This is a genomic window from Actinomadura sp. GTD37, assembly GCF_041951365.1.
In the GTDB taxonomy this organism is placed as follows: domain Bacteria; phylum Actinomycetota; class Actinomycetes; order Streptosporangiales; family Streptosporangiaceae; genus Spirillospora.
On sequence record NZ_JBGNUS010000002.1, the window covers coordinates 839243 to 854069 of the forward strand.

The 14827-nt window shown below is 71.7% G+C and carries 20 protein-coding genes and 1 tRNA gene; 6 read left to right on the forward strand and 15 right to left on the reverse strand.

All coding sequences use genetic code 11. The features are described from left to right. Positions 1-25: 25 nt before the first annotated feature. A complete protein-coding gene (locus ACA511_RS18030; RefSeq protein ID WP_375025499.1) occupies positions 26-166 on the reverse strand; it encodes a hypothetical protein in 141 nt (46 codons plus the stop codon). Between the two features lie 73 nt (positions 167-239). Between ACA511_RS18030 and ACA511_RS18035 the strand changes: the two genes are divergently transcribed. From ACA511_RS18035 to ACA511_RS18045, 3 genes are read left to right on the forward strand one after another with little or no spacing between them, the layout of a single operon-like run. Next, a complete protein-coding gene (locus ACA511_RS18035; RefSeq protein ID WP_375025500.1) occupies positions 240-671 on the forward strand; it encodes a hypothetical protein in 432 nt (143 codons plus the stop codon). A 19-nt stretch (positions 672-690) separates the two neighbouring features. Beyond that, positions 691-1080: a peptidase inhibitor family I36 protein gene (locus ACA511_RS18040; RefSeq protein ID WP_375025501.1), complete on the forward strand. Its 390-nt coding sequence runs from the start codon at positions 691-693 to the stop codon at positions 1078-1080. Beyond that, positions 1068-1490: a peptidase inhibitor family I36 protein gene (locus ACA511_RS18045; protein WP_375025502.1), complete on the forward strand. Its 423-nt coding sequence runs from the start codon at positions 1068-1070 to the stop codon at positions 1488-1490. The genes ACA511_RS18040 and ACA511_RS18045 overlap by 13 nt, the downstream gene beginning before the upstream one ends. Positions 1491-1553: 63 nt before the next feature. On the opposite strand, the gene ACA511_RS18050 is transcribed toward ACA511_RS18045, so the two are convergent. The 4 genes from ACA511_RS18050 to ACA511_RS18065 all read right to left on the reverse strand — a co-directional run bounded on the left by ACA511_RS18050 (position 1554) and on the right by ACA511_RS18065 (position 4524). Beyond that, positions 1554-2396, reverse strand: a complete 843-nt coding sequence (locus ACA511_RS18050) for a BTAD domain-containing putative transcriptional regulator (protein WP_375025503.1) — start codon at positions 2394-2396, stop codon at positions 1554-1556. Between the two features lie 128 nt (positions 2397-2524). After that, the gene (locus tag ACA511_RS18055; protein WP_375025504.1) at positions 2525-3277 is read right to left on the reverse strand and encodes a hypothetical protein; all 753 of its coding nucleotides are present in this window, start codon (positions 3275-3277) and stop codon (positions 2525-2527) included. A gap of 261 nt (positions 3278-3538) precedes the next feature. Beyond that, positions 3539-3721 (reverse strand): DUF397 domain-containing protein, encoded by a 183-nt coding sequence (locus tag ACA511_RS18060; RefSeq protein ID WP_375025505.1) that lies wholly within the window; start codon positions 3719-3721, stop codon positions 3539-3541. Then, a complete protein-coding gene (locus tag ACA511_RS18065; protein WP_375025506.1) occupies positions 3709-4524 on the reverse strand; it encodes a helix-turn-helix domain-containing protein in 816 nt (271 codons plus the stop codon). Before ACA511_RS18065 ends, ACA511_RS18060 begins: the two co-directional genes overlap by 13 nt. A gap of 158 nt (positions 4525-4682) precedes the next feature. On the opposite strand from ACA511_RS18065, the gene ACA511_RS18070 reads away from it, so the two are divergent. Together ACA511_RS18070 and ACA511_RS18075 are read left to right on the forward strand one after the other, a co-directional pair. Then, positions 4683-5084 carry an ATP-binding protein gene (locus tag ACA511_RS18070; protein WP_375025507.1) on the forward strand — a complete coding sequence of 134 codons (402 nt, stop codon included), beginning with the start codon at positions 4683-4685 and terminating at the stop codon, positions 5082-5084. A 101-nt stretch (positions 5085-5185) separates the two neighbouring features. Then, on the forward strand, positions 5186-5383 hold the full coding sequence (locus ACA511_RS18075) for a hypothetical protein (RefSeq protein ID WP_375025508.1): 198 nt from the start codon (positions 5186-5188) through the stop codon (positions 5381-5383). 45 nt (positions 5384-5428) lie between these two features. On the opposite strand, the gene ACA511_RS18080 is transcribed toward ACA511_RS18075, so the two are convergent. Then, a complete protein-coding gene (locus tag ACA511_RS18080) occupies positions 5429-5992 on the reverse strand; it encodes a dihydrofolate reductase family protein (RefSeq protein ID WP_375025509.1) in 564 nt (187 codons plus the stop codon). A gap of 156 nt (positions 5993-6148) precedes the next feature. Next, positions 6149-6221 (reverse strand) — tRNA-Asn (locus tag ACA511_RS18085). A gap of 141 nt (positions 6222-6362) precedes the next feature. Here ACA511_RS18085 and ACA511_RS18090 point away from each other — a divergent pair. Then, positions 6363-6635 carry a YtxH domain-containing protein gene (locus ACA511_RS18090; RefSeq protein ID WP_375025510.1) on the forward strand — a complete coding sequence of 91 codons (273 nt, stop codon included), beginning with the start codon at positions 6363-6365 and terminating at the stop codon, positions 6633-6635. Here ACA511_RS18090 and ACA511_RS18095 read toward each other — a convergent pair. From ACA511_RS18095 to ACA511_RS18130, 8 genes are all read right to left on the reverse strand, one after another. After that, entirely contained in the window at positions 6632-7123 is a 492-nt protein-coding gene (locus ACA511_RS18095) for a hypothetical protein (RefSeq protein ID WP_375025511.1), read from the reverse strand. The genes ACA511_RS18090 and ACA511_RS18095 overlap by 4 nt on opposite strands. Before the next feature lie 17 nt (positions 7124-7140). Further along, on the reverse strand, positions 7141-8460 hold the full coding sequence (locus ACA511_RS18100) for a hypothetical protein (RefSeq protein ID WP_375025512.1): 1320 nt from the start codon (positions 8458-8460) through the stop codon (positions 7141-7143). A gap of 124 nt (positions 8461-8584) precedes the next feature. Further along, positions 8585-9391, reverse strand: a complete 807-nt coding sequence (locus ACA511_RS18105) for an HAD family hydrolase (protein ID WP_375025513.1) — start codon at positions 9389-9391, stop codon at positions 8585-8587. After that, on the reverse strand, positions 9388-10500 hold the full coding sequence (locus ACA511_RS18110; RefSeq protein WP_375025514.1) for a cysteine protease StiP family protein: 1113 nt from the start codon (positions 10498-10500) through the stop codon (positions 9388-9390). The genes ACA511_RS18105 and ACA511_RS18110 overlap by 4 nt, the downstream gene beginning before the upstream one ends. Next, complete coding sequence (locus ACA511_RS18115) at positions 10497-11816, reverse strand: phosphoribosyltransferase family protein (protein ID WP_375025515.1); 1320 nt, start codon at positions 11814-11816, stop codon at positions 10497-10499. Before ACA511_RS18115 ends, ACA511_RS18110 begins: the two co-directional genes overlap by 4 nt. Before the next feature lie 29 nt (positions 11817-11845). Further along, on the reverse strand, positions 11846-13003 hold the full coding sequence (locus ACA511_RS18120) for an HpcH/HpaI aldolase/citrate lyase family protein (RefSeq protein ID WP_375025516.1): 1158 nt from the start codon (positions 13001-13003) through the stop codon (positions 11846-11848). Positions 13004-13020: 17 nt separating this feature from the next. Beyond that, positions 13021-13599 carry a TerD family protein gene (locus ACA511_RS18125; protein ID WP_375025517.1) on the reverse strand — a complete coding sequence of 193 codons (579 nt, stop codon included), beginning with the start codon at positions 13597-13599 and terminating at the stop codon, positions 13021-13023. 52 nt (positions 13600-13651) lie between these two features. After that, entirely contained in the window at positions 13652-14776 is a 1125-nt protein-coding gene (locus ACA511_RS18130; protein ID WP_375025518.1) for a DUF475 domain-containing protein, read from the reverse strand. Positions 14777-14827: the final 51 nt, after the last annotated feature.

The following is a 14827-nucleotide window of genomic DNA, read 5'->3' on the forward strand; positions in this document are numbered from 1 at the left end:
GCTCCCGAAACGAGGCCCCGGCGCGTCAGGGGACCTTCCGGAGCCGCACCTTGTGGTCGTCGCGATGCGCGCCGGCCACGGTCCTGCCGTCCGGACTGAACGCGACCGCCTGCATGTCCTCGGTGTGGCCGCTCAGGGCGTCGCCGGTCGGCAGCGCGTACAGCACCGCGCCGATAAGGGTTCGATAACCGGGCTCTCTAGCGTGTTCCGCGTCCAACCACATGAACGGGGAGAAAGGGATGCACAAGAGACGCATCATCGTGGGCGCGCTCGCGGCGGCGTCCGTACTGGGGACGGTTCCGGCCGGCGCCACCGCCCAGGCCGACGGCCCGGACCCGAGCGCTCAGGCGGCCTGCTGGACGGACGCCACGGTCGACGGCAAGCAGTGGGTCCGGACGTTCGCCAAGGCGTTCGCCAACCCCAACTACCTCAAGTGCGGGGAACGCGTCGGCTACCTGTACCAGGGCTCGAACTACGTCTTCTGCAAGATGTGGGGCCAGAAGTACGAGGGCGAGTACGGCAGCAACCACTGGTGGCTCTACACCGACCTCGACCAGGGCGCCACGCGGGGCTGGGTGTCGGCCTACTTCCTGACCGGGCCCGGCAACGGCGACGACAAGGCCGTGGACGTCAACGGCAAGACCATCAAGACCTGCTCCGGGATCCACTGAGCAGGGGGACGGGGAGACAATGCACAAGATCCGAATCGGGCTGCTGGCCGGCGCCGTGACGGCGGGGGCCGTCACCGCGCTGGCGCCCTCGGCCGCGCTGGCCGCCTCCACCGACGGCGTCTGCCCGAAGGGCGACGTATGCGTGTGGAGCGGCAAGAACGCCACCGGCACCCGCTGCAACTGGACCGGCGACGACCCCGACTGGCAGGACGGCGCGATCCGCTGCCGGCCGTACGGGTTCAAGGTCAACAGCATCTGGAACAACGGCTACACCGGCGACCCGTACAACAAGGTCCGGTTCTTCAAGAACGCGAACTACGGGAGCCAGATCTCCGACCCGGTCATCGTCACGTCCAAGCCGATCAACGCGGGGAACGTGTCCATCCGCTCGCACCAGTGGTCGAAGTAGGGGGCGGCGTGCACAAGGTCCGGATCACCGTGGCGGGCATCGCCGTCGCGGGGCTCGCCGCCGTCCTGTCGCCCGCCGCCGCACAGGCCGAGGCGGCCGCGCCGGCCGGCGCCGCCGCCTGGCAGGGCTCCTGCGCCAAGGGCGACTTCTGCGTCTGGAGCGGCAAGAACGGCACGGGCACCAGGTGCGCCTGGGACGGGGACGACCCCGACTGGCGCGGCGGCGACGTCCAGTGCAACCCGAAATTCCTCGTCGCCTCGTACTGGAACAACGGCTACACGGGCTCGTACAGCAAGGTGAAGGTGTACCACTTCGCCGGTTACGACGGCTACTGGGGCACCATTCCCGCCGGGAAGCGGGAGAGTTTCTGGGAGGGGCAGCTCATGAACTCCCACAAGTGGGCCGACTAGCCTCCCCTGGAAGGCCGCCGGGCAGCGCGCCCGGCGGCCTTTCCCGTCAGCAGGACCTTCCCGTCAGCAGGACCGGACGCCCCGCGCCGACGTGCGCCGCCACCGCAGCGCACGGCCCCGCCGCCGCGGCACGCCGGGCGCGCCCGGACGCACCAGCGGATCGTCCCGCAGGATCCCCAGCTGGAGTTCCCGCAGTTCACGGCCCGGCTCCAGGCCCAGCTCCTCGTCCAGCCTGCGGCGCCCCTCCCGGTACACGTCGAGTGCCTCGCCCTGCCGGCCGGCCCGCGCCAGCGCCATCATCAGCAGGCCGCGTACCCGCTCCCGGTAGGGATGCTCCTCCACCGTCCCGATGAGCTCGCCGATCAGCTCCCGGTGGCGGCCGAGGCCGAGCTCCACGTGCGCGGCCTCCTCGATCGCGGTCAGCCGCAGCTCCTCCCAGCGCAACGCCCCCGCCTCGATCACCGGGCGGTCGAGGCCGGCGAGGACGGGACCGTTCCACAGCGCCAGCGCCGCCCGGAAGCGCCCGGCGGCCTGCTCCAGCCGTCCCGCCGCGACGTCCCGGCGCGCCTCGCCGATCCGCTCCGCCGCCTCCTCCGCGTCGAGCGCCGCCGCCTCGGCCGGTATCCGGTAGCCCGGCCGGACGGTCTCGATCACGTGCGGGCGTCCCGCGTCCCGGAACGCGCGCCGCAGCCCCGACACGGCGATCGCGATCTGCGTGCGGGCCGAGGACGGCGGCCGGTCCCCCCATACGGCGTCCACAAGGCGGTCCACCGGCACCGGCCGGTCCGCGTCGAGGAGGAGCGCCGCCAGCACCAGCCGGGCACGCCCCCCACCGAGATCGACCGGCTCCCCCTGGACCCCGGCCCGCAAGGGCCCCAGGATCCGAAAACTCACGCGCTCCGTCACCCGTCGCGTCTCCCTTTCCATGGCGGTTTCGTCGCGGGGTGCGGGGTGTCCCCGAAACGTTAGACAACCGGCCGCCCGGACGGTTCCGCGCACGCCGTTCTGAACGTTCAGAACAGCGAAAGGCCAGGTCAGCAGTGCCGCGTGATCGCCGGATCGGGCGCCTTGCCGACCCGCAGATCGGACGCGGGAACGTACCCCCACCCGTTCAGCTCGGGCCGTCCCGTCGCCCGGTCGCCCTGCGTGTAGTACCAGACGTCGTTGCCGCCCTGGTGCTCGGCGCCGCGCGTCCAGCAGATGAACCAGCTCGGATCGGTGTCCAGCACGGCGACCTCGGTGCCGAACGCCGCCTCCTCGTACACGCCGACGCGGGGCCGGTTCGGGCACTGGAACATGAACGGCCACGTCCGCTTCGCCCGCATGTCCTCGATGGTGCCGGTCAACCGCCGGCACCCCTCCCCGGACGCGCTCCCGGCGGCGAACCACACGACCGCCCCCGCCACCAGCAGGACGGAGACGCCGGCAGCCGCCCCCCACCGGCCCCGCCACCACGCCCGCCGCGCCGGCGCCGCCGGGAGGCCGGGGCCGTCGAGAACCCGCCACCGGGCCGCCCACCTGGCGGCCTCCTCCTCAGGCGACGCCCACTCCCCGTACCGCAGGCACGCCTCGACGAACCGGGCCGTGGCCGTCTCCGGCGGCCGGGTCAGCGGATTCTTGCCGATCAGCGTGGACACGGCCGCAGGCGAGAGCCCCTGACTGCGCCCGCACAGCGCGCGGTACTTGGGCCGTCCGCACCACTCATGCAGCGCGCGGAGCCTGGCGGTGAACTCCGTCCAGTCGGACGCGTCCTCGGGAGCGGGCGGGGGGTCGGGCAGAACAGCCAAGAAGCACTCCTGGGAGTCGAGCGGGGCGCACCCCTTGTGACTACCCGCCCGCGCCCGCGGTTCCTCCTCGATCAGCGAACCGGCGGCTTCGGGAGCCGGTGGAGCCGATCCGGGCGCTCGGCCGCGCCGGGCTCCGTCCCGCACTGCCCCCGGACGGCGGCTCCGAGTTCCCAGGCTCGCAGACCGCGGCCGGGGCGCTCCACCCACACGAGAGCCCCGGGACCTCAAGACGCCCGGGGCCGCTCAGTTCTGGTCGGGGGGTCAGCGCTTCAGGGACGCCACCAGGGCCGCGAACTCGTTCCGGCCCACCAGCAGCTTCGGGCCGTGCGGATCCTTGCTGTCCCGGATGCCGATGGCCCCGGCATTGTCGGCGACCTCTACGCACTCGCCGCCATTGCCTCCGCTGTGGCTGGACTTGCGCCACTGGATCTTCAGATCTTCCATCGTTCTTCCGCCGTTCTGCGAATCAGGTCTCTCGACATGCCTATGGGGAGCACCAACGAGCGGATCTCCCGGAGCGCCCTGCGCATCGCTGCCACATCCTCGCCGTCCTCCATCGTGAAGCCGCGAGCGAAGCACTCGATGTAAGCGACCTCCCGCAGGTCTTCGAGGGTCGCAATCGTGAACGAGCCGATGCTACCGAGGTGATCGCCCCGCATGGGGACGACCTGGATGGACACGTTCGAGTTGGACATCTCGGCAAGATGGTTCAGTTGGTTGTACATGATCTTCGGGTCGCCGACCTCTCGCTGAAGCACGGCTTCGTCTATGAGGAACGAGCAGCCTGGCGGGGCCGGTTCCACGCGCGTGAGAATGTCCTGCCGTCTCATCCGGGCCTCTACAGCCTCTTGGTCGCCGTACATCAGGACATTGGCGTACTCGGGGATCTGGAGCAGGCCGTGGACGAGGCCGAGGCTGTAGGAGACAAGCTCCACGGCGGTCTCCTCGATGCTCACCCAGTCGAACCACACCGGGAAGGCCGCGTCTTTCACCAGGTCGTCCCAGAGGGCGACCAGTTCTCCGTCCGCCTCAAGGATCGTGTCCATGGCTTCGGCGAATTCACGAGTACAGCGGGTCCGACCGGTCTCGATCGCCCCGATGTACTGCGGGGTGACGCCCTCCCCGTCGCGAGCCCTGCGCGCCAGGTTGTCCTGCGACCAACCCTTCGCCTCGCGAAGCCTACGGAACCTGCGGCCGAACGGGAGGAGGGCAGGGCTCACCTTGCCCTTGAGGCGACGTGGCGTCATAGCGTCATCGTCCCCCAACCGAGGGTCAAGTGGCCAGCAAGTCGAGAGAACTCGCGGCGAGCTACTTGTCTAGCGTGAGCTGCACTTCGTCGCGCTCCGGAATTGCTCGGTGACTAACTGAGAGCCGGTCCAACCACGGAGACGTTAGGTCACGCACCATGCCAGCAACAGCACTCGCCCCAGAGCTCCCGCCCACGCTCGTCCTCGACCCCGACGACCAGGCCCCATGCCTCGCCCGCGCGTTCCTCGCCGACCTGTTCGCCGCGTGGGGGATCAAGGACGACTACGTGGGCCGGCTCGTGGTCTGTGAGCTGGTCACCAACAGCTTCCGGCACGGGAAGGGCCAGATCGTCGTCCGGATCTTCCGCGACGAGCGCGACGGCCTCCCGGTGGTGGAGGTGTGGGACGCCGGGGAGGGGAGGCCGGAGATCCAGCCGGAGAACTACGCCGCCACGAGCGGCCGGGGGCTCATGCTCATGGCCGAACTCGTCCGCGACTGGGGCGTCCGTCCGCTCAACGAAGGCGGAAAGGCCGTCTGGGCGAAACTCAGCCACTCCTGACCTGCGAGAACGCCCGGCGCGGGTGAGCCGGGGGCCCCGTCCCCCGGCCGGGAGCTTGCAAGGCCCCCGGCCGGTGAGGGCCTTCCCCCTATGAGGAGATGATGAACGAGCCCGTCACGCTGCTGCTTCTCCAGCACCTTTTCCCGACGTGGACGATCACGCGGGACGAGCAGGGCGGCTGGAGGGCCTTCGGCCGCATCCTCGTATCGTCCGGTGACGTCGACGGCCTGATCGCCCTGATCAGCGTCGCGGACCCGGACGCCGCGTGCAGGGCCGTCTCACTCCTCACGGAGAGCTGACGCCCGCATCGGGAAGGAGCGTCGGCCCGGCAGGTTCCCAGGCGGTCAGCGCTTGGCCTCGTACCTGGTCAGGAGTACGCCGTCGGGGAACGTCCGGGTCTCCGCCAGGGTCAGGTTCACCCAGTTGTCCAGCGCCGTGAAGAACGGCTTGCCGCCGCCCACCAGGACCGGTGCGGTGACCAGCACGTACTCGTCGATCAGCCCGGCCCGCATCGCCGCCGCGGCGAGCGTGGCGCCGACGATGTCCATGGGGCCGCCGTCCTCGGCCTTGAGCCGGGTGATCTCGGTGACCGCGTCGCCGGTGACGAGGCGGGAGTTCCAGTCGACCTTGCTGATCGTGGAGGAGAACACCACCTTCGGCATGTCCCGCCAGCGGCGAGAGAACTCGATCTCGGCCGGTGTGGCGCCGGGCTGCTGGTCGGCGGTCGGCCAGTGGGAACTCATCCCCTCCCACACTCTGCGCCCGTACAGCGCCAGGTCCGTCGCCCCCACGCGATCGGACCACCACTGGAACAGCTCGTCGCTCGGCACGCTCCAGCCGAGGTCGTCGCCGGGCGCGGCGACGTAGCCGTCCAGGCTCAGGTTCATGGCAAAGGTCAGTTTCCGCATGGTCAGCCTCCTGTGAGCCGGTGTTCGGCGTACGGACCGGCACCGCGCGGAAAAATCATCGGTCAGGCCCCACACAGTTGTCACTCGGAGATGAGCAAAGCCCCCGTCCGCGCACGGACAGGGGCTGTGAAGAGGACTCACATGGAGTGGATCAAGCTCCCGCGATTGGACTCGAACCAATAACCTGCCGGTTAACAGCCGGCTGCTCTGCCGATTGAGCTACGCGGGATCGTGCGTCCGGTGGGGGCGTGGCCCCTGTCGGCGGGTCTAGATTAGCGCATGTGGGGGGCTGTTCGCGCACACGTTATGGATGGCGGCGGCGTTGACGGGTATGGGGGTGTCACGATTTCGCCGTCAGTGGGAGTTTGACATGAAGACGCGCATGATGTTCATGGCGGGCGCCGCGGTCGGGTACGTCCTCGGGACGAAGGCCGGGCGCGAGCGGTACGAGCAGATCAAGCGGCTGTCGCAGCAGGTGTCGGAGAACCCGAACGTGCAGCAGGCCGCGGGGACGCTGCGGGCCAAGGGCGAGGAGTTCGCCGGCGCCGCGCGCGGCAAGGCGAACCACCTGAAGGAGCGGGTGCCGGAGCAGGTGCCCGGGCGCAAGGCCGACAAGGAGCAGCCGGGGGTCTACCCCGGTTAGAGGCCGGTCTGGCGGCGCAGGTCTTCGAGGGCCTGTTCGGCCTGGGCCCGCAGGCCCGGGTCTGACGGGTCCATGCCTGCGTCGAAGACGAACGTCCAGCGGACGTCGCCGCCGGAGGCGGGCCGCCGGGCCGCGATGCGGACCTTGCCGCCGGGGAGCTGGGCCTGGTGGCTGACGGCGATGGTGGCGGTGACGCGTTCCCGGACGGTCTCGGGGACGGAGCCGGGGGCGGTGAGCCGGACGTGGTGCTCGGGCCCGCCGGAGGTCTCGTGGACGTGGAGCCACCCGTCCTTCCAGGTGGCGTGGTCGACGCGTTCCCAGGGGATGCGGGTGAAGCCGCCGGACGGGGTGGGCAGGTGCAGTGCGGTGGTGGTGGCGGCGACGTGGGAGCCGCCCCGGGTCGGGGCCGCGGCGAGGACGCGTTCGCCGCGTTCGAGGGCGAGCGCGGAGCGGACGTCGGCGGGCAGGGTCCCCCTGAGCAGGCGCATGTCCTCACGGTAAGCGATCAGGCGGCCTGGGGGGCACGGCGGGCCCCGAGGAGGTCGAGGACGAGCGCGGCGGACCAGGCGTAGTCGTGGCTGCCGCGTCCGGTGCCGTCGAACGGGTCGAAGAATTCGCGGAAGCCGGACTGGCGGACGAGCCGCATGGTGGAGCCGTAGAGGAGGTCGGCGACGACGGGGAGGCCGTGGCCGAGGGCGCCGTACCAGATGAGCCAGTTCGTGCTGATCCAGGTGGGGCCGCGCCAGTAGCCCGCGCGGTCGAAGGCGGGGGCCTGGATGTCGCAGGTGGGGACGGGGTAGCCGGCGGCGCCGGCGAAGCGGGCGGACAGGAGCAGGTCGACGAGGTTGCGGACGATGGGGGCGGGCAGTTCGGGGTCGAGGAGGGGGCCGAAGGTCCCGACGGTGATGACGGGGAGCAGCCGGTCGTCGCGGAGGTCGCGGGCGCGGAAGCAGCCGGTCTCGGAGTCCCAGAGGCGGTCGAGCATGGCGTGGTGGACGCGGTCGGCGCGCTCGCGGTGCGGGACGGGGTCGGCGCCGGTGATCTCGGCGATGGCGGCGAGGGCGTGGGTGGAGGCCAGGTAGACGGCGTTGACGAGGGGGTCCTCGACGGCGAAGGGGTGCGCGTCGCGGAGGTAGGCGGGCTGGTAGGCGGCGTCGCGCATGAGGGCGACGAGGCGGACGTAGCGGTCGTAGTCCTCGCCGGTGGGCAGGCCGTGGGGGCGCTGCGCGGGCGCGTAGGACGACGGGGGGAGCCGGAGGGCGCCGAGCGGACGGTCCCAGGCGGGGCTGTTGTCGAGCCCCGACTCCCAGGGGTGGCAGATCGCGACGAGGCCGCTCCCGGCGAGGTCGCGGGCGCGGGCGAGGTAGCGGTGCTGGGCGGTCAGCTTCGGGTAGAGGCGGGCGAGGAACGCGCGGCTGCGCTCGCCGTCGGTGGCGCATTCGTGCAGGCGGAGGGCGGTGAGGGCGTGCAGGGGCGGCTGGGTGAGGCCGGAGGTGTGGACGCCGTGCGGGGCGTCCGGCTGCCGTTCGCTGCACCAGAGTTCGGGGCCGGGGAAGAACGCGTGCCGGGCGAGGCTGGTGTTGAACACGATGTGCGGGAGCATGCCGTCGGCCCATTGGCCGCGGAACAGGGAGAGCAGTTCGGCTTCGGCGCGGTCGCGGCGGTGGCGGGCGAGGCCCATGCTGATGAACGCCGCGTCCCAGCTCCACTGGTGCGGGTAGAGGCCGGGCGACGCGGCGGTGGCCGTCCCGGTCCAGTTGGCGTCGAGGACGCGGGCCGCGGCCTTCCACAGCGCGGTCTCGTCGCCGGTCAGGCGGGAGCTCATGTGTTCCAGGTGACCTCCTCGGTGCGAGAGGGGCTCACCGTGAATTGTCACCTCAGAACGCGGCGACGGCGACCCCCCGGGGAGTGTCGATTCCCAACGCCGCCGGATGCCCGGCCGTGATTTTCTACGGCTCCGTGGCGTGCGCGAGGAGCCAGTCCGCGATCTCCTCACCTGCGGCGATGCCGCGGGCGGCGGTGACGGAGGCGGTGGGGGACGTCCAGCCGGTGTCGTGCAGTTCGCCGTGGGCGGGGCGGATGGACAGGTCGGCGGCTTCGAGCAGCTCGATGTCGAGGAGGGAGTCCCCGGCGGCCAGCGTCGTGGACGCGCCGGCGCGCCGGGCGACCTCCCCGGCGGCGGCGGCCTTGGTGAGGCAGGCGGGGAGGCAGTAGACCTTGCGGCCTTGCAGGGACGTCCGCCAGCCCCGTTCGGCGCACCAGCCGGTGAGGTCGTCGACCCATCCGGACGGCAGCGCGGCCCTGTCGACGACCGCGTAGGCGAACAGGTCGGACGCCGTGCGCAGCTTCAGGACGAAGTCACCGCTCGCCTGGACGAGGTGGTGCCGGACGTCCGCGAGCGGTGCGCACCCGTCCGCGACCCTGCTTCGGACGGTCTGCGCCCATGCCGGGTCTTCTTCGCCGTCCACGAGGATGTGGCCGCCGTTCGCGCAGATGGCGTAGGCGGGCGGCTTCTCCAGCAGGTGGATGCGCCGGTACTGCTCCGGTGTGCGCGTCGTCGTCGGGACGAACGCGGCGGCGGCCGAGAGGGCTTCGAGTGTCCGCGCGGAAGGCTCGGTCATGTAGGACAGCGGCGCGCCTTGGTAGAACTCCACGCACAGGAGGCGCGGCATGGTCTCGTCGGGCCCGTCCAAGGCGAAGGCGGCCGCGGAGTAGATGAGCGTGCGGTCGAGGTCCGAGCACACCAGGACGGTCACTGGACGGCTCCCTTGCCGTAGCGGGGGTGGATGAAGCCCATGCACGCATAGGGGAACCGGTCGGGTTCGACCTCGTGGACGGGCACACCGCGTTCACCGGCGAGCAGCCTGATGTGCGTCACCTCGGGGCCGGCGTCGGCCCGGACGAGGACCTTCCACGGGACGCGCCGCAGCAGCACCCGGGTCGTCTCGCCGATCCCCGGCTTGACGAGGTTGAGGTCGCCGATCCCCTCGGCCTCGGCGCAGCGCGCGACGGCCGCCCAGCCCGACCAGTCGGGCGCGCGGTCGGCGGCGCGGAGGTCCGGCAGGTCCTTCGCGACGCGTTCGGCCACGTCCGGGAACCGCGCGCACACGGCGTCGAGGAACACCGCCGACACGTCGTCGCCGGCCAGCTCCCGGTAGAACTTCGCGCCGTGGAAGTCCCCCGGCCGGATCAGCGAGGCGTTCAGGACCGTCCGGCTGACCAGGCCCGACACCGTCGAGTTGAGGCAGGCGGACGGGATCAGGAAGTCGTCGCGCGTGCCGTAGAGGGACGTGCAGCGCCCCGGATCGGCGAGGACGGCGAGGTCGGACGGGAACGGGAGCGGCGCCAGCGCGGCGGCCAGCTCCCGCGTGATCGCGCCCTTGCCCGTCCAGCCGTCCACGAACATCACGGACGCGGGGTCGTGGTGCTCGGCGAGGTAGCGCAGCGCCTCGGCGTCGACGCCCCGGTCGCGGACGATGCTGACCGCGTAGTGCGGGACGTCCAGGCCGCGGGCGTACCGGGCCCAGCGCCGCATCAGGATCCCGACGGGCGTCCCGGCCCGCGCCAGGGACACGAGGACGGCCTCCGGCCCCCGCTCGGCGAGGACCATCTCGGTGACCAGCCCCGTCGCGTACGCGAGCCGCTCCGCCGAGGCGTCCAGCGCCCGGTGGAACAGCCGCAGGTACTCCGCGCCCGGCTGGTACTCGACCGGCAGCGACTCGGCGTAGTGGGCGCGTCCCGCCTGGATCGCCGCCTCACGCTCCTCTGTCGGCGCCTCCAGCCGCACATGCGAGAGGTCCTTGAGCAGCCATGCGACGTCCTCCGCCGGGTAGCTGCCGAAGGACGGCCCGTACAGCGGCTTCACGAATCCCTCCCGTACGCGGGGACGGTGGCGACCAGCACCGGGGCGAGCGCGCGCAGCCGCTCCAAGAGCCCGCCGGCGAGCGCCGCCGTGTCCCCGACGTCGTCCACCGCGAACACGATCTGGTCGAACCCGCTCTGCCCCGCCCCGGGGGACACGTTGTAGGCGTACCGCTCCCCCGGCCCATCGGCCGGATCGTCATGTGCGGGGAACACCAGGCGCGTCCTTATCGCGTAGCCGGGGTCGTCCACGGCGAGGACGGGTGAGCGCGTGGTCGTCGAGTACCGGACGTCCACGCCGGGCAGCGCGTCCGCGAGCGCCTCCGCGAGGCGAAGCGGCGTGTACATCAGCTCCTCGAACCCCAGCACGAGCACGCGCGACACGTCGCCGAGCCCCGCGGCCAGAGTGTCGGCCATGCGGGCGAGGTCCTTCTCCAGCCGCGCACGGTGCTCGGGGAGGAACCCGTGGCGTCCTCCGTCCGGCACCCCGGTGGGCCACTCCAGCGGAGCCCGCGTCACAGCGAACGACCCCCCGCCCAGGCCCGGCGAACCACCGGAGAGACCGGCGACGAGTTCTTGGCCCGCCTCCAGGATCCCTTCGGGAAGCTCCACCTGCCCCCCGGCCAGCGCCACCGCGTCGATGCGGGTGCCCAGCCGGTCGGCGAGACCGTCCATTCGCGCCCGGTCGGCGGGGCCGCGCAGGTCGACCAGGGCCGCCAGGACGTAGCGGCTCCTCGGACGGACGGCGTGCAGGGCCTCGATGGTGTTCAGCACCGTCCGGCCGGTGGAGAGCTCGTCGTCCACCAGCACGACCGGGGCGTCCCGGTCGAGCATCGCCGGATCGGCGGGCAGCAGCAGATGGCTCGTGGCGTGGCTGTGCTCCTCCTCGAACCCGCCGTAGGCGTCGAACCCCGGCACGGGACGCCGTGTCGAATGCAGGTAGTAGGCGCCGCCCAGAGCGTCCGCCACGGAATGCCCCAAGGCGGTGGCGGTCTCGGCATAGCCCAGGACGATCGCGTCCACGGGCACCCGGGGTTCGCGCATGAGGTCGCGCAGCCCGGAGGCGGCCCCCGGCACACCGCCCAGAGCGTCGGACAGAAGGGAACCGGGATCGGACGGTCGCTCGCCCCGCAGGCGCGCGCGCACGAGCTCGCCCAGCAGCAGCCCGGACCCGTACACGAGCCGAGGATCCGTCGGAACGTGCTTGCCCAGCACCGCGGACACCAGCAGATGGGCCCGGCGCGGATTGCGCCGCACGGCGAGCCCCACCAAGGACGACAGCCCCGCCCCCACCGGGCGCGGACCGTCGGTGAGCCGCACCCCGAGGCGCGACGAAACCCAAGAGGACGTCACTGGCTGCCCGCCGCTTCCAGTAGCTCGACGAACGTGACGCCCTCGGCCGCGACCCCGAACACGCGCGCGCGCAGCAACAGCCGCTGCGCCCACGCGCGGTGCGGTTTCGCCTCGTTCATCTTGTTGGCGTAGGAACTGGCCATCGCCCCTCCCCCGGCGACGCCCAGGATGTCGGCGGCGTCGCAGTACTCCTCGTGGGTCACCACCGACAGGGCGTGGACGGCCGCGACATGGCTCGGATGGATCACGGTCTTGCCGGTGAGGCCGTTGGCCTTGTCGAGGTGCACCTCGCGGATCAGCCCGTCCAGGTCGGCGGTGATCAGCCGCTGCCGCAGCGGCGCGGCCTGCTGCGCGTCGAACGGCGACTGGCGCAGCTGCGGCTTGAACATCCGCTCCCCCGCCGAGAAGTACTCCCACACCGGGCCCGTCACCACGTACCCGGTGCCGTCGGCGCGGCCGAGGACGTTGACCACGTCGCAGATCACGCCCGCGACCGGCCGGATGTCGTAGATCGTGAGGTCCGGCGGACGGCGCAGCCCGTACGCGGCGGACATGTCCGTCGCGCCGAGCCGGACGGCGAGGATCCGCGACCGGTGCTTGGCCAGCAGCCGCGCCACGTCGTGCAGCATCTCCGCGCGGGTCTCGGCGTACACCGCCTCGGGGCTCTCGATCACCGGCATCGCCAGCAGCCGCAGCCCGGTGCGGACCGCGGCGTCCTCCAGCGCGTCGAGGAACACGCCGCCGCCCGCCGGGGTGAACTTCGGCAGCACGAACCCGCTGACCAGCCCGGCCGCGGCGCCGAGCCGGCCGAGCAGGTCGCCGATCTGCCGGGGGTCGCGGACCCGGACGAACAGCAGCGGCACGTCCGCGCCGCGCTCCGCCAGCGCCCGCAGCTGCGCCACCGCGTTCGCCTCGCCGGCCGCGACCTCGTCGTCGGCGATCGCGTCCTCCAGGCACACGACCATGCTCATCACGCCGCGCCGCGCCGCGCGCTCGATGTCGGCGGCGAGTTCCGGCCGGGTGGCGGGGCAGTACAGCGTCGCGCCGAGCGCCACCGCCAGGACCGCCGGGTCGTCGTGCCGGTCGAACGGCCGCGGGTGCCGGTAGAACAGGTGCTTGCGACGCGCGGCGTCGATGTGGTCGAAATGCCGCATGGACGCGCTCGTCGAGCTCAGAGGTGGGCCGACACGGCGGGCAGCAGATGCTGGAACGTGCGCCCCGTCGCGGTCGCGCCGATCGCCGTCATCGACCAGCCCTGCCCGTCCCGCGACACCTTCGCCATGATCTGCGCGTTGTGCTGGCCGGCGCCGCTCAGGTCGTAGCGGGCGATCTCCTGGCCGGTGGTGTCGTCGACGAGCCGGCAGAACGCGCCGGCGATCTGCGTGAAGTCCTGCCCGGTGAAGGAGTTCACCGTGAACACCAGCTGCACGACGTTGGCCGGGACCCCCTGGAGGTCGACGTTGATGACCTCGTCGTCGCCCTCGCCCTCGCCGGTCATGTTGTCGCCGGTGTGCTGGACGGACCCGTCCTTGCTGCGCAGCTGGCGGAACCACACCTGGTCGGCGAGGTTCCCGGCGGCGTCGAACAGCAGGCAGGACGCGTCCAGGTCGATCGACTGGGCCTTGGCCTTGCCGAACAGGCCCTTCTTGGCGACGGCGTCCCAGCCGAGCCCCATCCTGACCCGGGTGAGGGTGCCGCCGCCGGGTTTGGCGAGCGACACCTTCTGTCCCTTCTGCAACGAGATTGACATCGTTCGGCTCCTTTGATGAATCGATGCTGGGCGCGTGGCGGCGGTCCGCCGGTCAGACGTTGCTGGAGTGCAGCTGCTTGCCGCCGCCCGACGGCGGGCCGGGCTCGGCCTCGTCCTGGCCGCGGTTGCGCACGACGGAGCTGATGAACGCCGCGATGATCAGGCCGGCGCCGAGCCCGCCGGTGATCCACTCGGGGACGTGGTGCCCGACGCTGATCAGCATGCAGGTCGCGAGCGCGCCGATGGCCCAGTGCGCGCCGTGCTCCAGGTAGACGTACTCGTGGAGGGTGCCCTTGCGGACCAGGAAGACCGTCAGGGACCGGATGTACATGGCGCCGATGCCGAGGCCCAGCGCGATGACGATCGGGTCGGTGCTGATCGCGAACGCGCCGATGACGCCGTCGAAGCTGAACGAGGCGTCCAGGACCTCCAGGTAGAGGAACAGGAAGAACCCCGCCTTGCCGGTGGCCAGCGCCAGCGCGCTCGGACCGGACCGCGCCGCGGGGGCGCCGGCCCCCTCGGCCGCGTCCGCGCCGTCCTCGTCGTCGTCGCCGCTCGCCCCGGCGAACAGCTCGCCCAGCCCGTTGACCAGGATGTAGGTCACCATGCCGAGCACGCCCGCGATCATGACGTTGCCCGGGTCGTCGGCCGACAGCCACGCCACGAGCGCCAGCGAGCCGCCCGCGACGACCACCGAGAGCTGGTCCAGCTTGCCGATCTGGGCGAGCGGCCTCTCCAGCCACGGCAGCCACTTGTCGGCGCGCTCCTCGAACACGAAGTCCAGGAACAGCATCATCAGGAACATGCCGCCGAACGCCGCGATCATCGGATAGGCGTCGTTCATCAGCTCGTGGTAGCGGTGCGAGTCGTTCAGCGCCAGGTCGAAGGCCTCGACGGGCCCGAGCTTGGCCGTGACGCCCACGATCAGCAGCGGGAAGACCAGCCGCATGCCGAACACCGCGATCGCGATGCCGACGGTGAGGAAGATCTTCTGCCAGAACGGGCTCATCCGGTCGAGCACCTTGGCGTTGACCACGGCGTTGTCGAAGGACAGCGAGACCTCGAGGATGGCCAGCACGGCCACCAGGGCCAGCCCGGTCGGCCCGTCGTAGAAGAAGGCGGCGACCAGCCCGAGGGCCGTGACGCCGAAGGACCAACCGAAGGTGCGAAGAATCATGCGCGTATCTCTGCTAGTGAGGACGGCCGGGCGTGGCGGCCTGGTGCGGGG